This is a genomic window from Oerskovia sp. USHLN155, from assembly GCF_037145535.1.
Lineage (GTDB): Bacteria > Actinomycetota > Actinomycetes > Actinomycetales > Cellulomonadaceae > Oerskovia > Oerskovia rustica.
Genome location: NZ_JBBCXG010000017.1, coordinates 1 through 23,001, shown reverse-complemented (window position 1 = coordinate 23,001; position 23,001 = coordinate 1). Strand labels below are relative to the sequence as shown.

Genomic DNA, 23,001 nt, shown 5'->3' with positions numbered 1-23,001 from the left:
CGGCCCGCGCGCCCGCCGGCCGCCCCGGCGCCCCCCGCCCCCCCCCCCCCGCCCGCCCGCCCCCGCCCCCCCCCGCCCCGCCCCTGGGGCGCGGCCCGGCGCGGGGGGGGGGGGGGGGGGGGGGCCCCCCCCCCCCCCCCCCCCCCCCCGCTTGTCCGCCGGGGGGGGGCTTTTCCCCCCCCCGCCCCCCCCCCCCCCCCCCCACGGGTCTACCTCGGCCACGAGGCCGCTGTGGGAGAGTGCTCGCCATGCCACCAACCGCCGAGCCCCCAACCCGCTTCCTCGACCGTGCGGGGGTCGAGGCCCTCGCCGTGAGCGGGGTCGTCGTCCCCGCCCCTGATGCCGTGTGGGTCTCGGGGCGAGCCCGCTTCGCTCCCGGGGTCGTGCTCCACCCGACCGTCGTCGTGGAGTGCGACGGTACGTCGAGCGTGGTCGTCGGCGAGGGCGCCGTGCTCCACCCCGGCACCCGGATCAGCGCGACGAACGGCGCCTCGGTCCGGGTCGGGGCCCGCACGACGCTGGGCCCGGGCGGCTGCACCCTCGTGGCCGACGGCAAGGACCTGCACCTCGGTGCCGACGGCCGGTACCGCATGGCGCTGCTGCTCGGGCCGGGCACGTTCGGCGACGGCTGCCAGGTCCTCGGACCCGTCGAGGCTCGCGCCTGCACCCTCGAGGGCGGCGAGCCAGGCGACTCCCCCGACGTCGCCTCGCGCGGCGCGCTGCTCAAGGGCGCCGGTCGTGCGGCGGGCATCACGCTGCGCCGAGGTCAGGTCGTCAACGGTGCGGGCGACTTCCGCTGCGCACCGGTCGAGGAGCAGACGGCGTACCACCCGCCGAGGTAGACCCGTGCGGCCGAGGTAGACCCCCGGGAGGTCTACCTCGCGCGCACGGGTCTACCTCGGCGACCGCAGTTCAGTGCACTCAGTGGAGCAGCGACTTCAACCCGATGATCAGCAGCCCGAACGCACCCGCGATCACCGTCTCGAGCGTCAACGCCCACCCCCGCACACCGGCCCGGTGCGACGCGAGGTGCCCGACCACCCCCAGCATCAGCACCGTGAACCACAGCGCGACCAGGGCGGAGTCAGCCACCCCCAGCCGGAGCACGCGCCCGACGAGGAAGACCACGAGCGCCGGGACCCCGCCGATCAGGACCCACACCTCCTCCGAGGACGCCAGCCTCAAACGCTGGATGATCGAGTGGTCGGCGTCGCGGAACCGGCCCCCCAGCGCCGACACGTAGACGTGCGCCGCCCAGTAGATGATCAGGACGCCCGCGACCGCGAGGACCACGAAGTCGCTCGATGCGTCGTGCGTGCTCGACACCGCGAGCATGAACCCCGCGACGATGGCCCCGTAGAGGAAGTCCGCCGGGCCACCGCGCGAGAACCGCTCGCTCCACGCGTCCCTCTGGGCATGATGGTCGACGCTCTTCCACGAGCGCGCCGCGCCGCCCTCGACGCGTTCCTCGTCGGGACCGCCCGTCCCGGCCTCGTCGCCGTCCGTCATCCGCGTCGCCTCTCGGTCGTCCCCACCTGCCGCCGCCTCTCTCGTCACTGTAGCGACGCCGTCGGGCCTCCCGCGCGGTGACCTCCCGCCGACCACCTGACGAACGCAGCGCGCCCACCCTCCCTCGCCGCTCCTCCCCCGCCGCGCACGCCGTGTAGCGTCCCGTCCATGAGTGCCGCACGAAGCAACACGCACGCGCAGGCGGTGGACGCGGCGATCGAGCTGTTCACCCGCAAGGGCTACGAGCAGACGACCGTCGAGGACATCGCCGACGCCGCGCAGATCAGCCGGGCCACGTTCTTCCGCCGTTTCCGCTCCAAGGAGGACGTGGTCTTCGCGGACCACGAGCTGCTCCTGGACGCGGTCGTGGTCCTGCTCGGCGAGACCCGTCCTGCGGCGCGGGGCGTGACCCCCGAGGAGCTCGCGAACGTCGACCCGTACGTCGAGGTGTGCCGGGCGGCGCGGCTCGTGTTCGACCACCACGTGGGCCAGCGCGAGACGTCGGTCGCGCGGCACCGCCTCCTGCAGGACGTGCCGGCGCTGCGCGACCGCGAGCTCGTGACCACGCACCGCTACGAGCGCGCGTTCACGTCCTACCTGCGCGACTCGCTGCCCGCGGACACCCGCAACTCGACCGCGTCGGTCGCGTTCGCGGCATCGGTCGTCGCGGTGCACAACGCGATCCTGCGCCGCTGGCTGCGCGACCCCGACCAGGACCTGCGCCCCGAGCTCGAGGAGGCGTTCGCGGACCTGCGCCGCGCGGCCCGCAACCCCGTCGGCCCGACGGCGGAGCCCGCCACGGCGTCCCCGTCGCCTGCGCGCGGCTCGGGGGACGGCGTCGCGCGGACCGGTGACGCGCCGGCCCGGCGCGTCGTCGTGACCGTGCTCGACGCGGATGCCGACCCCGACGAGGTCGCGCGAGCGGTCCGCGACGCGTTGAGGGCGTGATTCGGCCGCGACTCGCCGGGCGTGTCGCTGCCGAATCACGCACTCAGCACCGCACTGACGGGCCCCGGGAATGCGCGAGTAGCATCAGAGGTTGCAGCACACAGCAAGCAGTACGCACGAACGTGCTCCGGGGTCGGTGCAATTCCGAGCCGGCGGTGACAGTCCGCGACCCGCGCCCACGCGCGGTTGACCTGGTGGAACTCCAGGACCGACGGTGAAAGTCCGGATGGGAGGAAGCACGTGCGGCGCGGCCGTCCCGGCCGGGTCGGGCATGACGATCCGTCGAGCCCGATCGCGACCGACGGGACCGGTCTCGTCGTGGTGAGCGACGCCGTCGGGCCGCCCGGACAGGGTCCCGACCCGCCGCCCGCCCTCACCCCGGAGCCGACGTGCCCGGGACGACGAGGAAACACCCCATGGACCTGATCCACGCGCTCTTCGACGCGCAGCTCACGATCGGTGACCAGCACCTGCTGTGGCGCGAGATCGTGGGCAACGGGTTCGGGCTCGCGTCCGCGCTCGGCGGCATGCGTCGCAAGATCTGGGCGTGGCCCGTGGGGATCGTCGGGAACCTCCTGCTGCTCACGGTGTTCCTCGGGGCCGTGTTCGCGACGCCCAACCCCGTCAACCTGCTCGGTCAGGCCGGGCGGCAGGTCATGTTCGTCGTCGTGTCGGTGTACGGGTGGGTGCAGTGGCGCCGGACGCGCGACCGCCTCGGCGACGCGGACGCCGACAGCCACGGCGTGGCGGTCGAGCCGCGCTGGGCCTCGTGGCGACAGCGCGCCTTCCTGGTCGTCGCGCTCGTGGCCGGGACAGCGCTCCTGACCCCGATCTTCCGCGCCCTGGAGTCGTACGAGCCCGTGTGGGCCGACGCCTGGATCTTCATGGGCTCGCTGCTCGCGACGTACGGCATGGCCAAGGGCTGGGTCGAGTTCTGGCTGATCTGGGTCGCGGTCGACATCGTGGGCGTGCCCCTGCTGATCGACGCCGGGTTCTACGCGTCGGCGTTCATGTACGTGTTCTACGGGGCGTTCACGCTCGTGGGGTTCTTCGTGTGGTGGCGCATCGACCGGCGCTCGAAGGCACTGCTCCTCGCGGGCACCTCCGCCGCCGCGTCTCCCACGGCCTCGTCCGGCGGGCAGGCCTGATCAGGCCCGACGCGCCACCTCTTGCGTCCCGGTGCTCCGGGCGGATACTCGAAGGTGCGCCCCTGCTCGCGCGGGGCGCACCACGTCCGGGCCGGCTCAGGCCCGATGGCAGGCCGTAGCCGGGGACGACGCGGCAACGCAGAGGATTGCGACGGAGAAGGCGACACCATGACTCGACTCAACCCGTACCTGAACTTCCGGGACGAGGCCCGCGCAGCGATCGAGTTCTACCGCGACGTGTTCGGCGGCGAGCTGACGATCAGCACGTTCGCCGACTTCCAGGCGGCCGACGACCCGGCCGACGCGGACAAGGTCATGCACTCCCAGCTCGAGGCGCCGAACGGCCTGGTGCTCATGGCCGCCGACACCCCGAGCTCGATGGAGTACTCGTCGGGCTCCAGCATCTCGGTGTCGCTCAGCGGGGAGCAGGCCGACGACGGCGAGCTGCGCGGCTACTGGGACAAGCTGTCGTCGAGCGGGACCGTGACCGTGCCGCTCGAGGTCGCGCCGTGGGGTGACGCTTTCGGCATGTGCGTCGACCGGTTCGGCGTGAGCTGGCTCGTCAACATCGCGGCCGCGCAGGGCTGACGCGCTCCCCGCGCGAGGCTGAGGCCGCTCCGGCGCCCTGCACCGCCCGGACGCCTCACCCCGCGGACGTGCGGCGGCGGTAGTCGTCCCACGACAGCAAGGGCGGCTGCGACGCCTCGTGCGAGACGGCGTCCGACCCGACGGCCGACGCGAGGCGCAACGCATGGTCCGCGGGCAGGCCCGCCGCGAGGGAGAGCGTCAGGGCGGCGCAGAAGGCGTCCCCCGCCCCGACGCTGTTCACGACCTCGGTGCGGTAGGCCGGCACACGGAGCGTCTCCACCCCGTGCTCGACCAGGGCCGCCCCGTCGCCGCCGTAGGTGACCACCACGCGCCGCGCCGACGCCACCTCCGGCATCGCCGCGTACTCGGTCTCGTTGACGATGACGAGGTCCGCACGGTCGATCAGCTCGCTGGGCAGGGTGCGCGCCGGCGCGGCGTTGAGCGCGACGTAGCCGGGGAAGGTCCTCGCTGCTGCGACGACGACGTCGAGCGGGATCTCGAGCTGCGCGAGGAGGACGTCGGAACCGCCGAACCCCGACGACGGCAGGCGGACGTCGCCGTTGGCTCCCGCGCAGACCGCGATCTGGTTCTCGCCAGCGGCGTCGACCACGATGAGCGCCGTCCCCGTGGGGGCGCTGACGCGCGCGACGTCGTCCGTCCCCACCCCTGCCTCCGCGAGCGCCGTGACGAGGCCCTGGCCGGCGCCGTCCGTGCCGACCGCCCCGACCATGCGGGTGGGCGCCCCGAGCCGGGACGCCGCGACGGCCTGGTTCGCGCCCTTCCCTCCCGGCTGGGCGGACAGCACGCCACCGCCGACCGTCTCCCCGGGCCCGGGGAGACGGTCGGTACGGGCCGTGACGTCATGGTTGATGCTGCCGAGGACGAGGATCCGGGGCAACGCGGTTGCGGTCGGCACGAGGGCTCCTTCGAAGGGTGGGGGGTCAGGCAGAGGACGTCTGGACGATCGCGAGCGGCCCCGCCGCGGGCGACACGACGACCTTGGCGAGGTAGGCGGGGGTGCCCGAGAGCTGGGCGGTCTGGGTCAGGACGAGCACGGGGTCCTTGGCCTTGAGGCCGAGGAGCTGCCCTCGGGTGGCCCCGACCGTCCCGACGGCGACGTCGCACTCGGCCGCCTCGAAGACGGGGCCGAGGTCCGCGACCATGAGCCGCAGCAACGTGCCCTCCTGCTCGGCGTAGCCCTCGACGCGCGCCGCGAGCTCCCTGGACACGTCGGAGAGGTAGCGGCCGGCCGGGAGGTGCTCCTGGATGATCGCGACCGGGTCGGTTCCTCGATAGGCGACCGACTCCCGGAACCACATGTTCGCGGCGGCGTCCACGTCCAGCTTTCGCGACGTGAAGTCGGTCGTGGGCTGGAGGCCGAACTCGTGGGTCGCGATGCGCACGGGCTCGTCGAACGTCGACAGGACCTGCTCGAACGTCCGCAGACGCTCCAGCCCGACGCTCGGCAGCCTGTTGACGACCGTCCGTCCGACACCTCGGCGCGTCACGATCAGGCCGTCCTCCTCGAGCAGCATGAGGGCCTCCCGGACGACGGTCCGGCTCACGCCGAGCATCGTCCCGAGCTCGGTCTCGCTCGGGAGCAGCGAGCCGAGCGTGAACTCGGAGGACCGGATGGCGTCCGCGAGCCGTGAGTAGACCGCGACGCGAAGAGGTTGTCCGGGAGCCGCCGTGACCGGTCGCGCGAAGGCCTCGGGGGTGTCGGTCGTGGTCATGGTGTCCTTCCAGCGGCAGGAGTCGGCGTCCTCGCCAGGTTAGTGGTGCGCGGACGTGCCGAGCCCGTGCGCGGGTACCGGTCCGTGCGTGCGCGACCCCCGCAGGGCCACGCACGCACGTGATGCCGTGCGCTCAGGCGGACACGCTCGCATGCTGGAGCAGCCGGTCGACGAGGTGCGGGGCGAGCGGCTCGCTCGTCGAGAGCACGACCCGGACCCGTGCTCCCGGGTGGTCGACCTGGCCGAGCCGTTGTCCGCGCAGGTCGCAGAGGGTCTGCCCGCGGCCGGGCCCGCCGGTCGCGTCGACCACGACCGGCACGCGAGGGGCCGACGACGGAAGGACGCCCCCGACGGCGACGGCCGCCGCGAGCGGGTCGTGCAGGGCGGACGCGCGCCGACCGAGCTCGGGGACGTGGAAGTCGAAGTAGACGTCGAGGATGCGCCCGACGGTCTCCACGAACGGGTCGCCCGACGTGAGCAGCGCCTGCCGGTGCTCCTCCTCGAACGTGTTCTCCATGGTGACGTCCAGCGGCACGAGCGTGACGTCCCACGGTGCCGCGAGCACGAGGGCCGCGGCCTCGGGGTCCCCCGCGACGTTCGCCTCGGCCACCGCGCTGACGTTCCCGGGGACCAGCGCGGCCCCACCCATGATCGTCACCTCGCGCACCATGCCGGGCAGCGCCGGCTCGAGCTCGAGAGCCTTCGCCAGGTTGGTCAGCGGGCCGACGGCGACGATCCGGAGACGTCCCTCGTGCGCCCGGGCCAGGTCCACGAGGAAGGCGGCGGCGTCCTGCCCCTCGACCTGACGCTGCGACTGCGGGAGGTCGACGTCGCCGACCCCGTTGTGCCCGTGGATGTGCGGGACCCCTCCGCCATAGGTGCTCGTCAGCCGGTCGTGGGCGCCGAGCGCGACGGGGACGTCCTGACGACCGGCGAGGTCCAGGAGGTCGAGCGTGTTGCGGGCGGCCTGGGCCGCGGCGACGTTCCCGCTCACGGTGCCGACGCCCACGAGGTCGATCTCGGGCGAGGCCAGCAGATAGGCCAGGGCGAGGGTGTCGTCGACGCCCGTGTCGCAGTCCAGGTAGAGGGGTTGGCGAGAGGGGTTCATGAGTTCTCCGGTCGGGGGATCGATGGGTCGGGGGCGTGGCGGGGCGCGGTGCGGACGTTCATGCGGGCGCGTCCGCCTCGGGGCGCGGGGCGATGAACCACGACGCGACCAGCGCGAGGGCCGTGATGCCGACCGAGATCCACAGGCCGGTCGTGTACCCGGCGCTCGTGCCGCGCGCGATGAAGGGGGCGACGACGCCGATGCCGATGCTCGCGCCGAGCCCGAAGGAGGCACCGTTCAGCCCGGGGAGCGCGGACGGGGCCTCCCGCGGCGAGAGGAGGACTCCCAACCCGTTGACGGTCGTCAGGACCAGGCCGTTGTAGCTGATGCCCAGGACGGCGACCATCGCGGCGACGACCCACGGGTTGAAGGTCAGCGTCGCGACGACCGCGAGCACCACGAGGCTGATGGTCATCCCGACGCGCAGCACCTTGATCCACCCGAAGCGTCCCGCGAGCCAGCCCGCCACGGGCGCGGTCACGACCCCGATGAGCGCTGCCGGCATGAGGTAGACCAGGGCCGAGCGGGAAGCGGTCATCTCGAAGCCGGGCGCCCCGCCCTGGCTCAGGAGGACGACGCTGAAGTTGATCACCGCGAAGATCCCGGCGAGCGCGAGCGTCGTCGTCGCGATCAGCGGCCAGACCTGACGCGAGCGCAGGTGCTGCACCGCGATGAGCGGGGATGCGTGGCGCTTCTCGAGGCGCCAGAAGACACCGAGCGCGACCGCCGTGACCGCCAGGAACGTGAGCGCCACGGGCGACAGCCAACCGAGCGCCGACCCCTGCGAGACGAAGTACGTCATGCCGATCAGGCCGACGGACAGCGCGGCGGCGCCGGCCCAGTCCATCGATCCCTTCTCGGCGCGCGGCGGGTCGACCTTGGGCACCACGGCCAGGACACCGACCAGGCCCACGAGTCCCACGACGAGCACCACAAGGAAGATCGACCGGTAGCCGTAGGCGTCGGTCAGCAGCCCGCCGACCCAGCCGTCGATGCCTCCGACGCCCCCGTTGACCGCGGTGATGATGCCGAGCGTGACGCCGAAGACCTTCACGGCCATCGCCTCGCTGAGGATCACGTAGGCGAGCTGGAACGTCGCTGCCGAGGCACCCTGCAGGACACGCCCGACGAGGAGGACGGGAAGGCTCGGGGCGAACAGGCACAGCAGCGTGCCCACGGCCAGCACGCACAGGACGATGACGAGCACGCGCCGCCGACCGATGAAGTCGGCCCATCGTGCCAGGACCATCCCGGCGACCGAGCCGGCGAGGAAGAAGAGCGAGGACACCTGCGCGATCTGGCTCGCCGAGACGCCGAGCTCGACCGCCATGTGCGGGAGCGCCGGGGTCACCATGCTCGCGTTGAGCTGGAAGGCCAGGACGCCCAGCAGCAGGACCGCTACGAGCGCCACCGCCTTGCGTCCGGTGATCGGGACTCCCCCGGAGGGGGTCAGGTCCTGGGCGCTGCGTTGCGCGCCGGCCGTTCGTACTTCAGTCACGAGAACTCCTTCGTCTGCGACCGGTCGTCGGCACCGTAGCCGACGACGAGAGGTTGTATAACAAGTGACGATGACGTTATACCTCTCTGCCGGACAGGTCAAGGACGCCTCTTTGATACCCCGTCTCTTGACCTGAGACGCAATATCAAGCACCATGGGAGCATCGCCCGACACCGACGTCCGGCCCGAGCCCGGGAGCACCCCCATGACGATCGAGAACCCCGTCCGCCGCAACGTGACCGAGCAGGACTACGACCTGTCGCAGCCCCTCGACATCGACTACGCCGGCGCGTTCTCGGACGCGACCCCCGCCGACCGCGACCTCCAGCAGCGGGTCCGCACGTTCGTCCAGGACGAGGTCCTGCCCGTGATCGACGGGTACTGGGAGCGCGCCGAGGTCCCGTTCGGCCTCGCCAAGCGCATGGGTGAGCTCGACTTCCTGCGCGACGGCGTCGACGTCCCCGGCTCCCCCTCGATCAGCCTCATGGGCGCGGGCCTCGCCGAGATGGAGATGTCGCGCGGCGACGGCTCGGTCGCCACGATCTGCGGCGTCCAGGGCGGCCTCGCGCTCCGCTCGATCCAGCTCCTCGGCTCGGACGAGCAGAAGGCCGAGTGGCTCGGCCCCCTCGCCCGCGGCGAGAAGCTCGGCGCGTTCGCCCTGACCGAGCCCACGCACGGCTCCGACTCGGTCTCGCTCGAGACCACGGCCCGCCGCGAGACCCGAGACGGCGTCGAAGGCTATGTGATCGACGGCGAGAAGAAGTGGATCGGCTTCGGGTCGTGCGGCGACATCACCGTCCTCTGGGCGCGTCTCGTCGGCGACGACGGCGACAACCAGGTCCACGGATTCCTCGTCCCCCAGGACACCCCGGGATACGCGGCCACGACCATCGAGGGCAAGGTCTCGCTGCGCGCGATCTGGCAGGCTCACATCGTCCTGACCGACGTGTTCGTCCCGGCCTCGGCCATGCTCCCGGGCGGTCGGTCGTTCAAGGACACCGGCCGGGTGCTCCAGGCGACGCGCCTCGGGGTCGCGTGGTCCGCCGTCGGGCATGCGACCGCGTGCTACGAGACGGCCGTCGCCTACGCGAAGCAGCGCGTCCAGTTCGGGCGCCCGCTGGCCGCGAACCAGATGGTCCAGGAGCGCCTGACCCGCATGCTCTCGACCCTCACCCAGATGCAGCTCCTCGTAGCGCAGATGACGCGCCTCGACGAGGCGGGCACGCTGAGCGGCCCGCAGGCCTCGATCGCCAAGTACACGTGCACGCGCGGCGCCCGCGAGATCGCGGCGAGCGCGCGCGACATGCTCGGCGGCAACGGCATCCTGCTCGCGAACCGCGTCGCGCGGCACTTCGCGGACGTCGAGGCCCTGCACACCTACGAAGGCACCGAGAGCGTGCAGGCACTCATCGTGGGCCGCGACATCACGGGCGTCTCCGCGTTCGCGTAGCCCCTCACCGGCGGCGCTCCCCCGTACCGGGAGCGCCGCACCTCTCGCGAGCAGCCCCACGGCCGCCCGCCCACAGACCACCCGGCGCCGCAGCCAACTTCCCCTTGGCACCTCCTCGTACCACCTGACACGCGGCGCCGGGCCACACCCTTCCCACGGAGCACCTCATGAGCAACGACGCCCACGTCCCCGTCCTCCTGCACGGCGCACGCACGCCGTTCACGCGCTTCCAGGGCGCGCTCGCGGCGCTGTCCGCGAACGAGCTGGGCGCGCACGCGATCCGCGGCGCGCTCGACGCCGCCGGGATCGAGGCGACCGACGTCGACGCCGTCATCATGGGCCAGGTCATCCAGGCGGGCGGCGGGCAGGGCCCGGCCCGCCAGGCCGCGATCGCCGCCGGGATCGGCTGGGACGTCCCGACCGTCACGATCAACAAGCTGTGCCTGTCGGGCCTGACCGCGATCATCGACGCCGCGCGCCTGATCCGCACGGGCGAGGCGTCGGTCGTCGTCGCGGGCGGCCAGGAGTCCATGACGAACGCGCCGCACCTCGTGCTGGGGTCGCGCAAGGGCTTCGCGTTCGGCGACGTGACCATGGCGGACTCGCTCACGCACGACGGCCTGCGCGACCCGTTCGACGGCCAGATCATGGGCGAGGCCACCGACCGCGGGTGCGCGACGCGCGGCATCGGCCGCGCCGAGCAGGACGAGTACGCGGCCCGCTCGCACGCCCTCGCCGCCGCGGCCCGCGCGGAGGGCCGCCTGGCCGAGGAGATCGCGCCCGTCACGGTCCCGCAGCGCAAGGGCGAGCCTGTCGTCGTCGCCGAGGACGAGGGCATCCGCCCCGGCACCACGGTCGAGGCGCTCGCCGGACTGCGTCCCGCGTTCGTGAAGGACGGCACCATCACGGCTGGTTCGTCGTCCCCGCTGTCCGACGGCGCCGCGGCGGTCGTCGTCGTCAGCAAGGCCTTCGCGGTCTCGCGCGGCCTCACCTGGCTTGCCGAGATCGGGTCCGCCGGCCAGGTCGCGGGCCCCGACAACTCGCTGCACTCCCAGCCTGCCCGTGCGATCACCCGCGCGCTCGAGCGCGAGGGCATGAAGGCCGACGAGCTCGACCTCGTCGAGATCAACGAGGCCTTCGCGGCCGTCGCGCTCCAGTCGGTCGCCGACCTCGGGATCGACCCCGTGGTCGTCAACGCCGACGGCGGCGCGATCGCCCTGGGCCACCCGGTCGGCGCGTCGGGCGCCCGCCTGGCCCTGCACCTGGCCCTCGCCCTCCAGCGCCGCGGGGGCGGCGTGGGCGCCGCCGCGCTGTGCGGCGGCGGCGGTCAGGGCGACGCGCTGATCCTGCGCGCCTGAGTCGTTCCTCCTCGCGTCGCGCGGTGCTGCCTCACCGCGCGACCAGCGGTCCGCCCGGGCCTCCTCTCCGTCCGGGCGGACCGCTTCGTCGTGCCCGACGGCGCCCCCGTCCACGGCGCGCCCCTCGCCCGACGCGCGTGGCGCCGTCGTGCGACGATGAGCCCGTGCCCGAGACCACCGCCGCCCGGCCCGCCTCGACCGGACGCCGGTTCCTCGCCTGGGCGCTGCGCTCCCCCTGGGCCCTGGTCGCGGGCTTCGTGCTCGTGCACGCCTGGCTGATCGTCGACGCCCTGACCTGGGGGTACCGGATCTCGGGCGACGTCCAGCTCTACTGGTACTGGGCCCGCGCCGGCTGGGACCGCGGGATCTGGCCCGTGCTCGACTACGACTGGGTCTACCCCGTGGGGGCCCTGCTGCCGGTCTCCGCCCCCGCCTTCGTCGGCTCGTCGTTCGAGGCGTACTACGCGCAGTTCCTGGCCCTGATCGTCGTGCTCGACGCGGTCGCGCTCTGGTTCCTCGCGCGCCTGCCCGGTCGCGGCCGGGTCGCGGCCTGGTGGTGGCTGCTGTTCCTGGTCGCGCTCGGGCCGATCTTCCTGGGGCGCCTCGACGGCGTGGCCGGGGCGCTCCTGGTCGTCTCGCTCGCGGTCGCGGTCCGCCGGCCCGCCGTCGCGACGGCGATCGCGACGTTCGGCGCCTGGGTCAAGATCGCGCCGGGAGCCGTGGTCGTCGCTCTCCTGACGACAGCGAGGCGCCCGTGGCGCACCGTCGTCCTGCCCGGTGCGGCGGTCAGCGTCGTGGTCGTCGCGCTCGCCCTGGCGGGCGGCTCGGGCGCGCGGGTCCTCGGGGTGTTCGGCACGCAGGACTCGCGCGGCCTGCAGTCCGAGTCGGTCTTCGCCACCCCGTTCAGCATCCTGCGGCTCGTCGACCCGCGCTTTCGGGTCTGGATGAACCCCGACATCCGCACCCTGGAGATCCTCGGCCCCGGCACGACCACGACCGGTCGGCTCCTCGACGTGCTGCTGCCCCTGGCCGTCGTCGCGATCGCCGCGACCTCCTGGTGGGCCGTCCGCCGCCGACCCGAGGTCCGCACCGACGTGTTCCTCCTTGCGGTGACGGCGCTGCTGCTGAGTCTCATCGTGTTCAACAAGGTGGGTTCGCCGCAGTTCGTCGCGTGGATCGGGCCGCCGGTCGCCGTCGCGATCGCGCTCGCCGGGCCGGGCGCACGGTCGGTCTGGTCACCGCCCGCCCTCGCCGTCCTGGGAACCGCGGCGCTGACGCAGGTGCTCTACCCGATCGCGTACTGGGAGTTCATGGTCGGCACGCCGTGGATCGTCCTCCTCGCGGCCGTGCGCAACGTCGCGCTCGTGGTGCTGCTCGTCGGGGCGGTGTTCCGGCTCGTCCAGCTGGGACGCAGGGCGCCGGAGGGCGCGACGTCGACCGTCGAGGCAGAGCCGTCAGAGCCGTCAGAGCCGTCAGAGCCGCCCGTACCGCCCGTGTCGCAGCCCGACCCCGGGCCGGTCGCGAACGCCTGATCAGGCCCCCGTCGCCGGGCCCTCGATCCGGGTCGGGCGCCCCGGCAGGGCGGGCCGGTCGGTGCGGCCGGGCCGGTCGGCAGCGACCAGCCCGTGCTCGAACGCCGCGATGACAAGCTGGGCCCGGTCACGGGCGGCGAGCTTGGCGAGCAGGTTGCCGATGTGGGTCTTGACGGTCCCCATGGAGATCGTCAGCCGCTGCGCGATCTCCTGGTTGGACAGCCCGCGGCCCACGAGCGCGAGCACCTCGACCTCCCGGCTCGTGAGCCCCTGGGGTGTCGCAGGTGTGCGCGACGGCCCGCCGTCGAGGTAGTGCGCGACGATCCGGGTGAGGATGGCCGGGGCGAACAACGACTCGCCCGCGTGCGTACGCCGTACGGCGTCGACGAGGCTCGCGGGCTCCGCGTCCTTGAGCAGGAAGCCGCTCGCCCCCGCGCGCAGGGCGCCGTGGACGTATTCGTCGAGCTCGAACATGCTGAGCACGAGGACGCGGGTCGCCGCGAGGTCGGGGTCCGCCACGATCCGGCGCGTGGCGTCGATCCCGTCGCCGCCGGGCATGCGGACGTCCATGAGGACGACGTCGGGGCGGGTCCGGCGAGCGGTCTCGACCGCGGCCTCACCTGAGCTCGCCTCGCCCACGACCAGGAGGTCGCCCGCGCCGTCGACGACGAGCCGCAGGCTGTGGCGGATCAGCGGCTGGTCGTCCACGACGAGGACCCGCACCGGCGCCACGGTGGTCGCGGAGCCCGACGTCGTCACGACCGCCCACCGTCCGGCAGCACGGCCTCGACACGGAACCCGCGCCCGCAGCGGCCCGAGGCGAGGGAGCCGCCGAGCGTCGCGACCCGCTCGCGCAGGCCTGCGAGCCCGACCCCTGCCCCCGGGTGTGGCACCCACCCGGCGACGGGCCCCTCGTCCTCGACGACCAGCCGCAGCCCCGCGGCGTCGTGGCCGAGGACGACCTGGGCCCGGGTCGGGCCTGCGTGCCGCAGGACGTTCGCGAGGGCCTCACGGACGACCGAGCACACGGCGAGCCCCACCCCGGCCGACACCGTGAGGTCCTCGGCATCGAGCGCGACGTCCAGGCCCGCGGACCGGGCGCTCTCGACGATCTGCGGGAGGTCGTCGAGCGTCTCCGCGGGACGCAGCGGGGCGTCGTCGCCCGGGCTGCGCAGGACCGTGAGCATCCTGCGCAGCTCCGTGGTCGCGTCCCGCCCCGCGCGCTCGATGTCGGCGAGGGCTCGGGCCCGCTCGGCCTCGCCGTCGGGCCCGGACACGGTGCGCGCCGCTGCGGCGCGCACCGTGATGAGGCCCAGGCCGTGCGAGGCGAGGTCGTGCAGGTCGCGGGCGATGCGCAGGCGCTCGCCCTGCGCGGCCCGTTCCGCCGCCCAGGCCGTCAGGTCGTCCTCGTAGGCGCGGCGTTCGCGCCGGGACCGGACGAGTGCCCAGGCCAGGACGCCTGCCGTGGTGGCGGTCGCGACGAGCAGGACGACGAGGGCCGTCACCGGACGGTCGACGCCGAGGGTCGCGAGCACGAGGACGAGGGCGCCCACGAGGCCACCGGCGAGAGGCCACACGCGAGATCGCAGCACGGGTCGGGCAGTCGTCTCCACCCCCGGAGTCTAGGGATCCGCCGCGTCGCGCACATCGGACCACGGTCCGAGGGACCGGGGTCGGACGCCGGGCCGCAGGTCCGGCCCCTGGCCCGATGACCTGCGCGCCCCCGACGGCTGGACTGTGGACATGTTGACCATCGAGCACCTCGTCAAACACCACGGCTCCCGCACCGTCCTCGACCACGTCGGCTTCGAGGCCCGACCGGGCCGGGTGACCGCTTTCCTCGGGCCGAACGGCGCCGGCAAGTCCTCCACCCTGCGCATCCTCCTCGGCCTGGACCGGGCCGACGAGGGGCGCGCCCTCGTCGCGGGTCAGTCCTACCGGTCCCTGCGCGACCCGCTGCGCACCCTCGGGTCGATGCTCGACGGCTCAGGCGCGCACCGCTCCCGCACGGCCCGCAACCACCTCTCCTGGGTCGCGCGCAGCAACGGGATCCCGCAGCGGCGGGTCGACCACGTGCTCGACCAGGTCGGGCTCACGGCGTCGGCACGGACGCGCGTGGGGCGCTACTCCCTGGGGATGGGGCAGCGCCTGGGGCTCGCGTGCGCGCTGCTGGGCGAGCCCGAGGTCCTGGTCCTCGACGAACCCGTCAACGGGCTCGACCCGGAGGGCATCCGGTGGATCCGTGGCCTGCTCCGCGCGCACGCGGACGCGGGCGGCACGGTCCTGCTGTCGAGCCACTTCATGGGCGAGGTCGCCGACATCGCCGACGACCTCGTGATCATCGCGGGCGGGCGCGTCGTCGCGGACGGGACGCTCGACGACGTGACCCGCCGCTACGACACCCTCGAGGACGCGTTCTTCGCGCTCACGAGCGACGGCCGGGAGACGGTCCGATGAGGGCGTGGAACGCGTTCGCCGCGGAGCTGCAGAAGCTCTCGGCGCTCCCCGCGGTGTGGACCGGGGCGGCGGTCGCGGTCCTCGGGGCGGGCGCACTGACCCTGCTCAACGCGGTCGGCGTCCGCGACGCGCTCCTCGCCGGACGCCCCGAGGACTCGGGCTACGGTTCCGCGTTCGACACCGCGTTCGCGTCCATGCCGATCGGGACCGTGGGGGCGGTCGTGATCGGCGTGGTCGCGATGAGCAGCGAGTTCACCGCGAACAGCCCCGACGCCGGGGGCGGGCGGCAGATCGGCACGACGCTCGTCGCCGTCCCGCGCCGCGTGGGCGTCCTGGTCGCGAAGGCCGCCGCGGTCGTCCTCCTCGTGCTCGCGACCGCGGCGGTGGCGATCCCGGCGAGCGTCACCCTCGCCGAGGCGATCATCGGCGACGCCGCGACCTCGACCGTCCCCGCCGACGAGGCCGTCCGGCGGTGCCTCGGCGCGGCCCTCTACTGGACCCTCACCGCGCTCCTCGCCCTGGCCGTCACGGTCTTCACGCGCAGCGGGGTCGTCCCGCTCCTCGTGCTCGTGGTCAACAGTTCCCTGGTGTCGGTGTCGCTCCTGCTCACGATGCTCACGCCGGTCGCGCACTGGCTCCCGGACATGGCCGGGCGCAGGCTCTTCGGGGACGTCGACACGGTCGCCGGCGGGCTGGCCGCCGGACCCGGCGCGCTCGTCATGACCGGGTGGGCCCTGGCACTCCTCGTGGTCGCGGGTGCCGTGTTCTCCCGGCGGGACGCGTGAGGGCCGTGGGGCTGCCACCCGTCGTCGCCGCAGAGCTCGACAAGCTGCGCACGCTGCCCGTCACGGTCCTCGCCGTCGTGGGGACCGTCGTCGTCGGCGCCCTGGTCGCCGCCGCGCAGGCGGGCGCGGCCGCCGACCAGGACCTTCCGACCTCGGCGGTCGACGTCACGCTCCGGACGGTGCCGTTCGTCGTGGCGGGTCTCGTGCTGGTCGGGGTGCTGGCGGTCTCCCAGGAGCACGCCGGTCGCCAGGTCGCCACGACCCTGGCCGCGGTGCCGCGACGCGGGCTGCTCGTCGCGGGAAAGAGCATCGCGGCGGCCGCGGTGGTCGCGCTCGCGGCGATCTCGACGCTCGGCGCGTGCGTGGCCGCGGCCGCGGTCACGCAGCGCCTGCTCGACGCGCCCGCCTCGACGGACGGCGCCGGAGCGGGCGCGCTCCTGGGGGCCGCGGCCTACCTCGTCCTGATCGGGGTGTTCTCGCACGCCGTGGCGCTGCTCGTGCGTCACCTCGTGCCTGCGCTCGTCGGTGTGCTGGCGCTGGTCCTCGTCGTGTCCCCGCTGCTCGCGGGCGCGACCGAGCACGCGCGCTGGTTGCCCGACCGTGCCGCGGCGGCCTGGTTCGACGCCGGTCCGGGCGCGCTCGACGGGCCGACGGCGACGCTCGTCGCGCTCACGTGGGTGGTGGCGGTCGGCGGCCTGGGCTCGTGGCGGTTCCTCGTGCGCGACGCGTAGGTCCACGTGCTGGTCATGAATGATAATGAGAGTGGTTCTCATTCTCTGCTACGGTGTGCGAGGTCCGCCGCTCCTGCGTCGGAACCCATCCACCTACCGGAAGGACGGTGGGACCCGCCGGGGTCCCGTGACGCCATGACCAGCACCAGACACCGCAGCCTCGCCCTGGGGATCGCCCTCGCCCTGCCCGCCGCCGTCCTCGCCGGCTGTGCCACGGGCGAGGGCTCCCCCGCCGCGTCCGACGCGGCAGAGCACGACCACGAGCACGACGAGCACGAGGACGGCGGCCACGGGACCGAGGCCGCGACCGACACCCCGCGCATCGCCCTGACCTACGACGGCGGGGTCGTCGTGCTCGACGGCACGAGCCTCGAACAGGTCGCCGACCTCCCGGTCGACGGCTTCACGCGCCTCAACCCCGCGGGCGACGAGCGCCACGTGATCGTCTCCGCGGGCGACGCGTTCCGGGTCCTCGACCTCGGCACGTGGGGCGAGCCGCACGGCAACCACTCGCACTTCTACACGTCCGACCCGGCCTTCACGAAGGTCGAGTTCGCCGCGAACCACCCCGGGCACGTGGTCCGCCACGCGGGCCGCACGGTCCTGTTCAACGACGGCTCGGGGCTCGTCGAGTCGTTCGACCCGCACGACCTCGCCGACGGCACGCCGAAGACCACCACGTACACGACCCCGTCGCCGCACCACGGCGTCGCGGTCGAGCTCGAGAACGGGAACCTGCTGGTCACCGACGGCACCGAGGACGCCCGGTCGAGCGTCGTCGTCCTCGACAGCGGCCACCACGAGATCGCGCGCACCGACGCCTGCCCGGGCGTGCACGGCGAGGCCGTCGCGTCCGACGAGGCCGTGGTCGTGGGCTGCCAGGACGGCGTGGTCGTCTACGCAGGGGGCGAGCTGACCAAGATCCCGTCGGCCGACGCGTACGGCCGCATCGGCAACCAGGCCGGGTCCGAGGAGTCCGCGGTCGTCCTGGGCGACTACAAGACCGACCCTGACGCCGAGCTCGAACGCCCCACGCGCGTCTCGCTCGTCGACACCGTGAGCAAGCAGATCGCCCTGGTCGAGACGGGCGCGAGCTACTCGTTCCGCTCGCTCGGCCGCGGCCCGCACGGCGAGGCCCTGGTCCTCGGGACCGACGGGGCGCTGCGCGTCATCGACCCCGCCACGGGCGCGATCACCAGCACGATCCCCGTGACGGGAGCCTGGACCGAGCCCGACGAGTGGCAGGCACCGCGCCCCACGCTCTTCGTGCTCGACCACACCGCGTACGTGACCGACCCCGCCACCAAGGCCGTGCACGCGGTCGACGTCGAGTCCGGCGAGGTCTACGCGAGCACCACGCTCGACGTGGTCCCCAACGAGCTGACGGGGGTCTCGGGCCTCCCGGAGTAGCCCCCGCCCTCCCTGCCCGACGGCGCCGCGCGTCCCGGGCGGCCACCTCACGACGGAGAGGTGGCCGCGCGGGGCGCGCTCCGCCGTCGGGCGCCTCAGGGGTTCGTGAGCGCCTCCTCGAGGCGGTCCAGCAGACCCACCTGCCCCGCGACCACCAGCTCGCGCGCCCGCGCGAGCGGCACCCACGCGACCCGGTCCAGCTCCGGGAACGTCGCCCGGCGGCCCGAGCGCGGCGGCCACTCCATCTCGAACGTGTTGCTCACCGCGGTGCTCACGTCGAGGTCGGCCCGGCGTGCCCACGCCCGGACCGTCTTGCCCGCGCGCTGCCGGACCTCACCCAGGTCGACCTCGGGCCCCTCGGGCGGCGGCGAGCCCAGCTCCTCGGTGAACTCGCGGACCGCGGCGTCGTGCGCGTCCTCGTCGGGGGCGTGCTCACCCTTGGGGATCGTCCACCCTCGCTCGTCCTTGCGGGCCCACAACGGCCCGCCCATATGACCGAGCAGCACCTCGGCCGCGCCGTCGTCCGCGACCCGGTAGAGCAGGAGCCCCGCGCTCGTGACCACGGCTCAGTACACCGCGGGACGGGCCTGGAGCTCGGCCAGCACCGCCGGGTCCTGCAGGTTCATCCAGGCGATGACGTCCTGGTACGTCGCGCAGATCGTCTCGGGCTTGCCGCACGTCTCGAGCATGAAGTCCTTGGCCGCCGGGTTGAACGCGTTGCCGCTCCACTGGTTGAAGTGGTTCGCCACGAGCACCGGCGCACGGTTGCCGGTGAAGGCCGCGTCGTACATGTGGCGGTACGTGTCGAGGACCGCGGCCCGGATCTCCGGGGCCCGCTCCGGCTCGTTCTTCGCCTTGTTGAACTTGTACCAGAAGTTGTAGTCCATGGCCATGACGCTGCCGAGCGTCGGGGAGCTCGTGGTCTGCATGCGGAACTCCCACACGCCGTACTCCTGCCTGGGCCACGCGATGCCGCTGCCCGGGATCGACGAGTCGTACGTCAGCCCGTGCGCCGCCCACGCGGGGGCGATCTGGTCCCAGCTCCCCTCGAGGCACGGCGTCCGGCCACCCTTGACCTCGGACGCGGGGATCGCGAGCGGCGGCGTGCCCTGCAGGCCGTCGATCTCCTGCCAGCCGTTCCAGAACCCGAAGAACTGGTCGAGCTCGCTGTTCCAGTCGGCCGTGGACCACGACGCCCCGCCCGGCGGGTTGTCGGCGCAGAAGTGCCCGTTGTAGTGCGTCCCGATCTCGTGCCCCTCGAGGTACGCCGCGTTGAGGTCGCCCACGAGAGTGGTCACCGTCGCCGCGTCGCCCCCGAAGCTCACCGACGCCTTGCCCGTCGGGTGCCCAGGGCCCGTGTAGGCGTCGCGGTGCTCGTCCGTGAGCAGATAGATGCCCGTGAGGAACCCCGTGAACCGCGCGTCGACCTGTGCCGCGGCCTCGCGGAACTCGGTCCAGCGGTCGTGCCATCCGGCACCGTCGAACGAGAAGATGACGAACTGCGGCGGGTTCTCGCCCGGGGCGAGGCGCGTCATGGGCACGTTCGACGCGGCACGCGTCGGTGTCGGGGTGGGCGTGGGGGTCGGTTTCGGGCTGGGGGTCGGGGTGGGTGTCGGCGTGGGCCGCTCAGAGGGCGAGGCGCCCGCGGAGGGGCGCTCCGGCGTCGGGCCCGGAGACGCCGAGGGCGATCCCGTGCAGCCGGCGACCACCACCAGCGCCACGGCTGCGGCCGCCGCTCCGAGCGCCGCACGGCGCAGTCCCCCGACGGCTCGGGCCGATCTCCGGGTCACGGGCAGTCCCTTCCGCGTGCGGGCAGTCCCCCCACGCTAGGGGATGCGGGGCCGGAGTGCCCGGGCGACGGGGTCGTCGTGCGGGTGACTCCGCTCAGGGCTCCGGGACGTCCTCGAACACGCTGCCCGGGTTGCGCATCAGCGCCGCCCGGTCGAGCGGCCACACCTTCGCGACCGCGGTGCCCACCACGTTCTCCATGGGTACGAACCCCTGCCCCGGCTTGTCGGTGTTGTAGCGCGAGTCGCCCGAGTTCTGGCGGTTGTCGCCCAGGACGAACAGGTGCCCCTCGGGGACCGTCACGTCGAACGGGATCTCGCTCGGGGCAGAACCCGGCTTGATGTACGTCTCGTCGATCGGCACACCGTTGACCGACACCCGACCCTGCGCGTCGCAGCACGTCACGTGGTCCCCCGGCAGGCCGACGACCCGCTTGATGAGGTGCTCGTTCGCGTCCACCGGACGGATGCCGATGAACGTCAGGAACGTCTCGCCCGCCTTGACCAGGCCCGTCGACTCGTCCTGCGGCTGGTTCGCGAGCCAGCCGCCCGGGTCCTTGAAGACCACGACGTCGCCGCGGTGCACGTCGAGGAACCGCGGGACCAGGCGCGACGCCAGGACCCGGTCGTCCTTGATGAGCGTGTCCTCCATCGACTCGCTCGGGATGACGAACGGCTGGACCAGGAACGTCTTGATGAGGAACGAGATGATCAGCGCCGCGACGACGATGATGCCGACCTCGCGAACGAACGACCAGGGGCGGCGGGTGGGGGCGGGGTCCTGGTGGGTCCCGCGCTCCGCGTCGTGGTCGCCGGGCTGCTGGGGCACGGCCGGGGCGGCCGGGTCGGTCGGGTCCGGTGCCGGCCGCGCGGGGAAGACCGAGTCGACGTCGGGGGCTGCGGCGAACGCACCTGACGGTCTCGGCTGGTCGTCTGCGCTGTCGGCGTCGTTCGAGGTCACGGGGACACTCTTCCACCAATGGGCCTGACCGGCCGGTTCATCTCGGGCGGACCGGACATGTCGCTACCGCGCGAGCTTCTGCGGCGATACGCGCCGGCGAGCGACGACAACCCGGCGAACCGGTCAGAGGTACTGCCCGACGTCGGCCTGAGGCTTCCACCGTCCCGACGTGGCGACGTCCCGCAGCGCCCGCTCGTCGAACGACGTCCCCAGCTCGAGCACCGCCCGACGCGCGACCTCGCGCAGGTCCGAGCCCGTGCACCCGTCGAGGAGACGCGCGGTCGCCCCGAGGTCGAGGTCCAGGCCCAGCGGGTCGAGGTACCGCTCGAGGATCGCGACCCGCTCGGTCACGCCCGGCCGGGGCAGCGCGAGGATCGTGTCGAAGCGCGCGGTGCGCTGGGCGGCCGGGTCGATCGACGCGGGATCGTTCGTCGTCGCGATCGTGAAGACGTCGGAGAGCTGCTTGATGCCGTCGAGCGCCCCGAGGAAGTCCGCGAGCGCCTCCGGGTTGGACGCCTTCTCGCGGTGGCCGATGATGAGGTCCACGTCCTCGAGGATGACGACCAGCGGGCCGAACGTCTCTCCCTCGTCGTACACGTCGCGGATCGCGCTGCGCATCGTGGCCGCGTCCGCGAAGATCACCGTGAACTCGCCCTTGAGCTCGGACGCGAGGACGCGCGCGAGGTGCGTCTTGCCGACGCCGGGAGGACCGGCGAGGAGCAGCCCCCGGGTCGTCCCCAGCCCCAGGCTCCGCATGAGGTCGCGCTTCGACGTGGCGGCGTCGACGAAGACGTCCACCTCGCGCCACAGGGAGTCCGGCAGGACCAGCGTCGAGCGGTCGACCGACTCGGCCGCCGAGACGGACAGGACGACCGAGTGGTCGGCGAAGCTCGCCTCGAGGACGCGCGAACGGTAGGGGTTGAGCTCGCCGCGGGCGAGCGCCAGGAGCTCGTGCATGACGTCCTGCGCCTGTGCGCGGTCCTCGGTGCGGGAGTAGACCTTGAGCTCGCGCGAGTAGGACTCGTTGTCGATCGCGAGGCAGAGCGGGACCTGTGCGATCGAGCCGGGCGGGAAGTACGCGACGAGGCGAGCGGGCACCATGTGCTCGGCGACGGTCCCGATCTGGAGCGGTGCCCACGTCGGCGGCTCGCCGTCCCCCGGGCCGCCGACCTCCGTGACGCCGTGGCGCTGCATCCGGTCGCCGAGCACGTGCCCGAGGACGGCGATCCCCGTCGTGGACGCCACGTGATCGACCGCCACGAGCCCCGTCTGAGGGACACCGATGCGTCGCGCCGCCCACGCCTTCTGGCTCACCGTCTCGGACTCGCCGGAACCGAGGAGGAGCCCGAGGGTGCGCAGCGCCTCGAGCGTCGTCGAGTCTGCGTCCCCGAGGATCCGCTCGTACTCGTCGTAGTCGTGCATCAGGTCTCCCGCGGTGGTCGTCGCGGGACTCTCCCGGCCGGTACATCCTGCCGGACGGCAGGTCGGGATGTCGTCGGTATTGCGGGCGCCGGGGCCGACCTCGCCGCGACACCCTTGGTGGGCGGCGGGTGGGGGTGTCGAGAGAGCGTCACCAATTGTTGGCGGGCCCCGAAGCAATGCCCCCGCCTCTACACCGGCCCGCCCCAAGCCCTCGATGACCACTCGGGAACGACGAAGGGCCCCGACCACTGGTCGGGACCCTTCGTGCTTGCGGTAGCGGTGAGATTCGAACTCACGGTGGACTTTCACCCACACACGCTTTCGAGGCGTGCTCCTTAGGCCACTCGGACACGCTACCCAGCCGGGAAGTCCCGGCTGCAGAAGGATACCCGCTCAGGGCGTGAGGACCGAATCGGGCGCCGAACGCCGCGAGCCGGGGCCCGCCGTCGGGCACGAGGTAGACCCGTGGGGGGGGGGGGGGCCCCCCCGGGGGGGGCCCCGCCCCCCCCGGGGGGACGCCGGCGCAGGGGCACCCCCCGCGCGGGGCCCGGGCCCCCCCCCGGCCACACCCCCCCC

Annotated in this window: 22 protein-coding genes, 1 tRNA gene and 1 riboswitch; of the genes, 11 read left to right on the top strand and 12 right to left on the bottom strand. The window is 73.5% G+C overall.

From position 1 onward, the window contains the following. Positions 1-248: 248 nt before the first annotated feature. A complete protein-coding gene (locus WFH32_RS18915; RefSeq protein WP_336708838.1) occupies positions 249-842 on the top strand; it encodes a hypothetical protein in 594 nt (197 codons plus the stop codon). A 79-nt stretch (positions 843-921) separates the two neighbouring features. Here the strand turns inward: WFH32_RS18915 and WFH32_RS18910 are convergent, their stop codons facing one another. Next, the gene (locus tag WFH32_RS18910; protein WP_191797439.1) at positions 922-1,509 is read right to left on the bottom strand and encodes a hypothetical protein; all 588 of its coding nucleotides are present in this window, start codon (positions 1,507-1,509) and stop codon (positions 922-924) included. 168 nt (positions 1,510-1,677) lie between these two features. Here WFH32_RS18910 and WFH32_RS18905 point away from each other — a divergent pair, with 168 nt between their 5' ends. From WFH32_RS18905 to WFH32_RS18895, 3 genes are all read left to right on the top strand, one after another. After that, entirely contained in the window at positions 1,678-2,457 is a 780-nt protein-coding gene (locus tag WFH32_RS18905) for a TetR/AcrR family transcriptional regulator (RefSeq protein ID WP_336708837.1), read from the top strand. A 118-nt stretch (positions 2,458-2,575) separates the two neighbouring features. Beyond that, positions 2,576-2,701, top strand: a riboswitch (FMN riboswitch). A gap of 172 nt (positions 2,702-2,873) precedes the next feature. Further along, positions 2,874-3,605: a nicotinamide riboside transporter PnuC gene (gene pnuC, locus WFH32_RS18900; RefSeq protein ID WP_191797441.1), complete on the top strand. Its 732-nt coding sequence runs from the start codon at positions 2,874-2,876 to the stop codon at positions 3,603-3,605. 168 nt (positions 3,606-3,773) lie between these two features. Then, positions 3,774-4,193 carry a VOC family protein gene (locus WFH32_RS18895; protein WP_191797443.1) on the top strand — a complete coding sequence of 140 codons (420 nt, stop codon included), beginning with the start codon at positions 3,774-3,776 and terminating at the stop codon, positions 4,191-4,193. A 55-nt stretch (positions 4,194-4,248) separates the two neighbouring features. Here the strand turns inward: WFH32_RS18895 and WFH32_RS18890 are convergent, their stop codons facing one another. From WFH32_RS18890 to WFH32_RS18875, 4 genes are all read right to left on the bottom strand, one after another. Beyond that, positions 4,249-5,109: a ribokinase gene (locus WFH32_RS18890; protein ID WP_336708834.1), complete on the bottom strand. Its 861-nt coding sequence runs from the start codon at positions 5,107-5,109 to the stop codon at positions 4,249-4,251. Between the two features lie 25 nt (positions 5,110-5,134). Beyond that, positions 5,135-5,926, bottom strand: coding sequence for a GntR family transcriptional regulator (locus WFH32_RS18885; protein ID WP_191797447.1), 792 nt, complete (start codon positions 5,924-5,926; stop codon positions 5,135-5,137). Between the two features lie 133 nt (positions 5,927-6,059). After that, positions 6,060-7,034 (bottom strand): nucleoside hydrolase, encoded by a 975-nt coding sequence (locus tag WFH32_RS18880; RefSeq protein WP_336708833.1) that lies wholly within the window; start codon positions 7,032-7,034, stop codon positions 6,060-6,062. Positions 7,035-7,092: 58 nt separating this feature from the next. Further along, positions 7,093-8,532 carry an MFS transporter gene (locus tag WFH32_RS18875; protein ID WP_318244228.1) on the bottom strand — a complete coding sequence of 480 codons (1,440 nt, stop codon included), beginning with the start codon at positions 8,530-8,532 and terminating at the stop codon, positions 7,093-7,095. 205 nt (positions 8,533-8,737) lie between these two features. On the opposite strand from WFH32_RS18875, the gene WFH32_RS18870 reads away from it, so the two are divergent. The 3 genes from WFH32_RS18870 (at position 8,738) to WFH32_RS18860 (ending at position 12,872) form a co-directional block, all read left to right on the top strand. Continuing rightward, positions 8,738-9,982, top strand: coding sequence for an acyl-CoA dehydrogenase family protein (locus WFH32_RS18870; RefSeq protein WP_336708840.1), 1,245 nt, complete (start codon positions 8,738-8,740; stop codon positions 9,980-9,982). A gap of 167 nt (positions 9,983-10,149) precedes the next feature. Continuing rightward, the gene (locus WFH32_RS18865; RefSeq protein ID WP_191797454.1) at positions 10,150-11,340 is read left to right on the top strand and encodes an acetyl-CoA C-acyltransferase; all 1,191 of its coding nucleotides are present in this window, start codon (positions 10,150-10,152) and stop codon (positions 11,338-11,340) included. Positions 11,341-11,504: 164 nt separating this feature from the next. Continuing rightward, a complete protein-coding gene (locus WFH32_RS18860) occupies positions 11,505-12,872 on the top strand; it encodes a hypothetical protein (RefSeq protein WP_336708832.1) in 1,368 nt (455 codons plus the stop codon). On the opposite strand, the gene WFH32_RS18855 is transcribed toward WFH32_RS18860, so the two are convergent. Both WFH32_RS18855 and WFH32_RS18850 read right to left on the bottom strand, forming a co-directional pair. Continuing rightward, complete coding sequence (locus WFH32_RS18855) at positions 12,873-13,631, bottom strand: response regulator transcription factor (protein ID WP_336708831.1); 759 nt, start codon at positions 13,629-13,631, stop codon at positions 12,873-12,875. It abuts the gene before it with no gap. After that, on the bottom strand, positions 13,628-14,485 hold the full coding sequence (locus tag WFH32_RS18850; RefSeq protein WP_336708829.1) for a sensor histidine kinase: 858 nt from the start codon (positions 14,483-14,485) through the stop codon (positions 13,628-13,630). The genes WFH32_RS18855 and WFH32_RS18850 overlap by 4 nt, the downstream gene beginning before the upstream one ends. A 130-nt stretch (positions 14,486-14,615) precedes the next feature. Between WFH32_RS18850 and WFH32_RS18845 the strand changes: the two genes are divergently transcribed. The 4 genes from WFH32_RS18845 to aztD all read left to right on the top strand — a co-directional run bounded on the left by WFH32_RS18845 (position 14,616) and on the right by aztD (position 18,255). Next, the gene (locus WFH32_RS18845) at positions 14,616-15,329 is read left to right on the top strand and encodes an ABC transporter ATP-binding protein (RefSeq protein WP_336708828.1); all 714 of its coding nucleotides are present in this window, start codon (positions 14,616-14,618) and stop codon (positions 15,327-15,329) included. Continuing rightward, on the top strand, positions 15,326-16,114 hold the full coding sequence (locus WFH32_RS18840) for an ABC transporter permease (RefSeq protein ID WP_336708827.1): 789 nt from the start codon (positions 15,326-15,328) through the stop codon (positions 16,112-16,114). The genes WFH32_RS18845 and WFH32_RS18840 overlap by 4 nt, the downstream gene beginning before the upstream one ends. A gap of 5 nt (positions 16,115-16,119) precedes the next feature. Further along, positions 16,120-16,845, top strand: coding sequence for a hypothetical protein (locus WFH32_RS18835; RefSeq protein WP_336708826.1), 726 nt, complete (start codon positions 16,120-16,122; stop codon positions 16,843-16,845). A gap of 135 nt (positions 16,846-16,980) precedes the next feature. Continuing rightward, positions 16,981-18,255 (top strand): zinc metallochaperone AztD, encoded by a 1,275-nt coding sequence (gene aztD / locus WFH32_RS18830; protein WP_336708825.1) that lies wholly within the window; start codon positions 16,981-16,983, stop codon positions 18,253-18,255. Between the two features lie 95 nt (positions 18,256-18,350). Here aztD and WFH32_RS18825 read toward each other — a convergent pair whose 3' ends face one another. From WFH32_RS18825 to WFH32_RS18805, 5 genes are all read right to left on the bottom strand, one after another. Then, positions 18,351-18,818: an NUDIX domain-containing protein gene (locus WFH32_RS18825; protein ID WP_336708823.1), complete on the bottom strand. Its 468-nt coding sequence runs from the start codon at positions 18,816-18,818 to the stop codon at positions 18,351-18,353. Positions 18,819-18,821: 3 nt separating this feature from the next. Then, on the bottom strand, positions 18,822-19,790 hold the full coding sequence (locus WFH32_RS18820; protein ID WP_336708822.1) for a polysaccharide deacetylase: 969 nt from the start codon (positions 19,788-19,790) through the stop codon (positions 18,822-18,824). A 349-nt stretch (positions 19,791-20,139) separates the two neighbouring features. Then, complete coding sequence (gene lepB, locus WFH32_RS18815) at positions 20,140-21,003, bottom strand: signal peptidase I (protein ID WP_336708820.1); 864 nt, start codon at positions 21,001-21,003, stop codon at positions 20,140-20,142. A 123-nt stretch (positions 21,004-21,126) separates the two neighbouring features. Next, on the bottom strand, positions 21,127-22,425 hold the full coding sequence (locus WFH32_RS18810) for an ATP-binding protein (RefSeq protein WP_336708819.1): 1,299 nt from the start codon (positions 22,423-22,425) through the stop codon (positions 21,127-21,129). A 271-nt stretch (positions 22,426-22,696) separates the two neighbouring features. Further along, positions 22,697-22,783 (bottom strand) — tRNA-Ser (locus WFH32_RS18805). Positions 22,784-23,001: the final 218 nt, after the last annotated feature.

What these genes read in the sequence shown, in the direction of transcription:
- WFH32_RS18915 (WP_336708838.1), top strand. Translation starts at nt 249, where the DNA reads ATGCCACCAACCGCCGAGCCCCCAACCCGCTTCCTCGACCGTGCGGGG.
- WFH32_RS18910 (WP_191797439.1), bottom strand. Translation starts at nt 1,509, where the DNA reads ATGACGGACGGCGACGAGGCCGGGACGGGCGGTCCCGACGAGGAACGC.
- WFH32_RS18905 (WP_336708837.1), top strand. Translation starts at nt 1,678, where the DNA reads ATGAGTGCCGCACGAAGCAACACGCACGCGCAGGCGGTGGACGCGGCG.
- pnuC (WP_191797441.1), top strand. Translation starts at nt 2,874, where the DNA reads ATGGACCTGATCCACGCGCTCTTCGACGCGCAGCTCACGATCGGTGAC.
- WFH32_RS18895 (WP_191797443.1), top strand. Translation starts at nt 3,774, where the DNA reads ATGACTCGACTCAACCCGTACCTGAACTTCCGGGACGAGGCCCGCGCA.
- WFH32_RS18885 (WP_191797447.1), bottom strand. Translation starts at nt 5,926, where the DNA reads ATGACCACGACCGACACCCCCGAGGCCTTCGCGCGACCGGTCACGGCG.
- WFH32_RS18880 (WP_336708833.1), bottom strand. Translation starts at nt 7,034, where the DNA reads ATGAACCCCTCTCGCCAACCCCTCTACCTGGACTGCGACACGGGCGTC.
- WFH32_RS18870 (WP_336708840.1), top strand. Translation starts at nt 8,738, where the DNA reads ATGACGATCGAGAACCCCGTCCGCCGCAACGTGACCGAGCAGGACTAC.
- WFH32_RS18865 (WP_191797454.1), top strand. Translation starts at nt 10,150, where the DNA reads ATGAGCAACGACGCCCACGTCCCCGTCCTCCTGCACGGCGCACGCACG.
- WFH32_RS18845 (WP_336708828.1), top strand. Translation starts at nt 14,616, where the DNA reads ATGTTGACCATCGAGCACCTCGTCAAACACCACGGCTCCCGCACCGTC.
- WFH32_RS18840 (WP_336708827.1), top strand. Translation starts at nt 15,326, where the DNA reads ATGAGGGCGTGGAACGCGTTCGCCGCGGAGCTGCAGAAGCTCTCGGCG.
- aztD (WP_336708825.1), top strand. Translation starts at nt 16,981, where the DNA reads ATGACCAGCACCAGACACCGCAGCCTCGCCCTGGGGATCGCCCTCGCC.
- WFH32_RS18820 (WP_336708822.1), bottom strand. Translation starts at nt 19,790, where the DNA reads ATGACGCGCCTCGCCCCGGGCGAGAACCCGCCGCAGTTCGTCATCTTC.
- WFH32_RS18810 (WP_336708819.1), bottom strand. Translation starts at nt 22,425, where the DNA reads ATGCACGACTACGACGAGTACGAGCGGATCCTCGGGGACGCAGACTCG.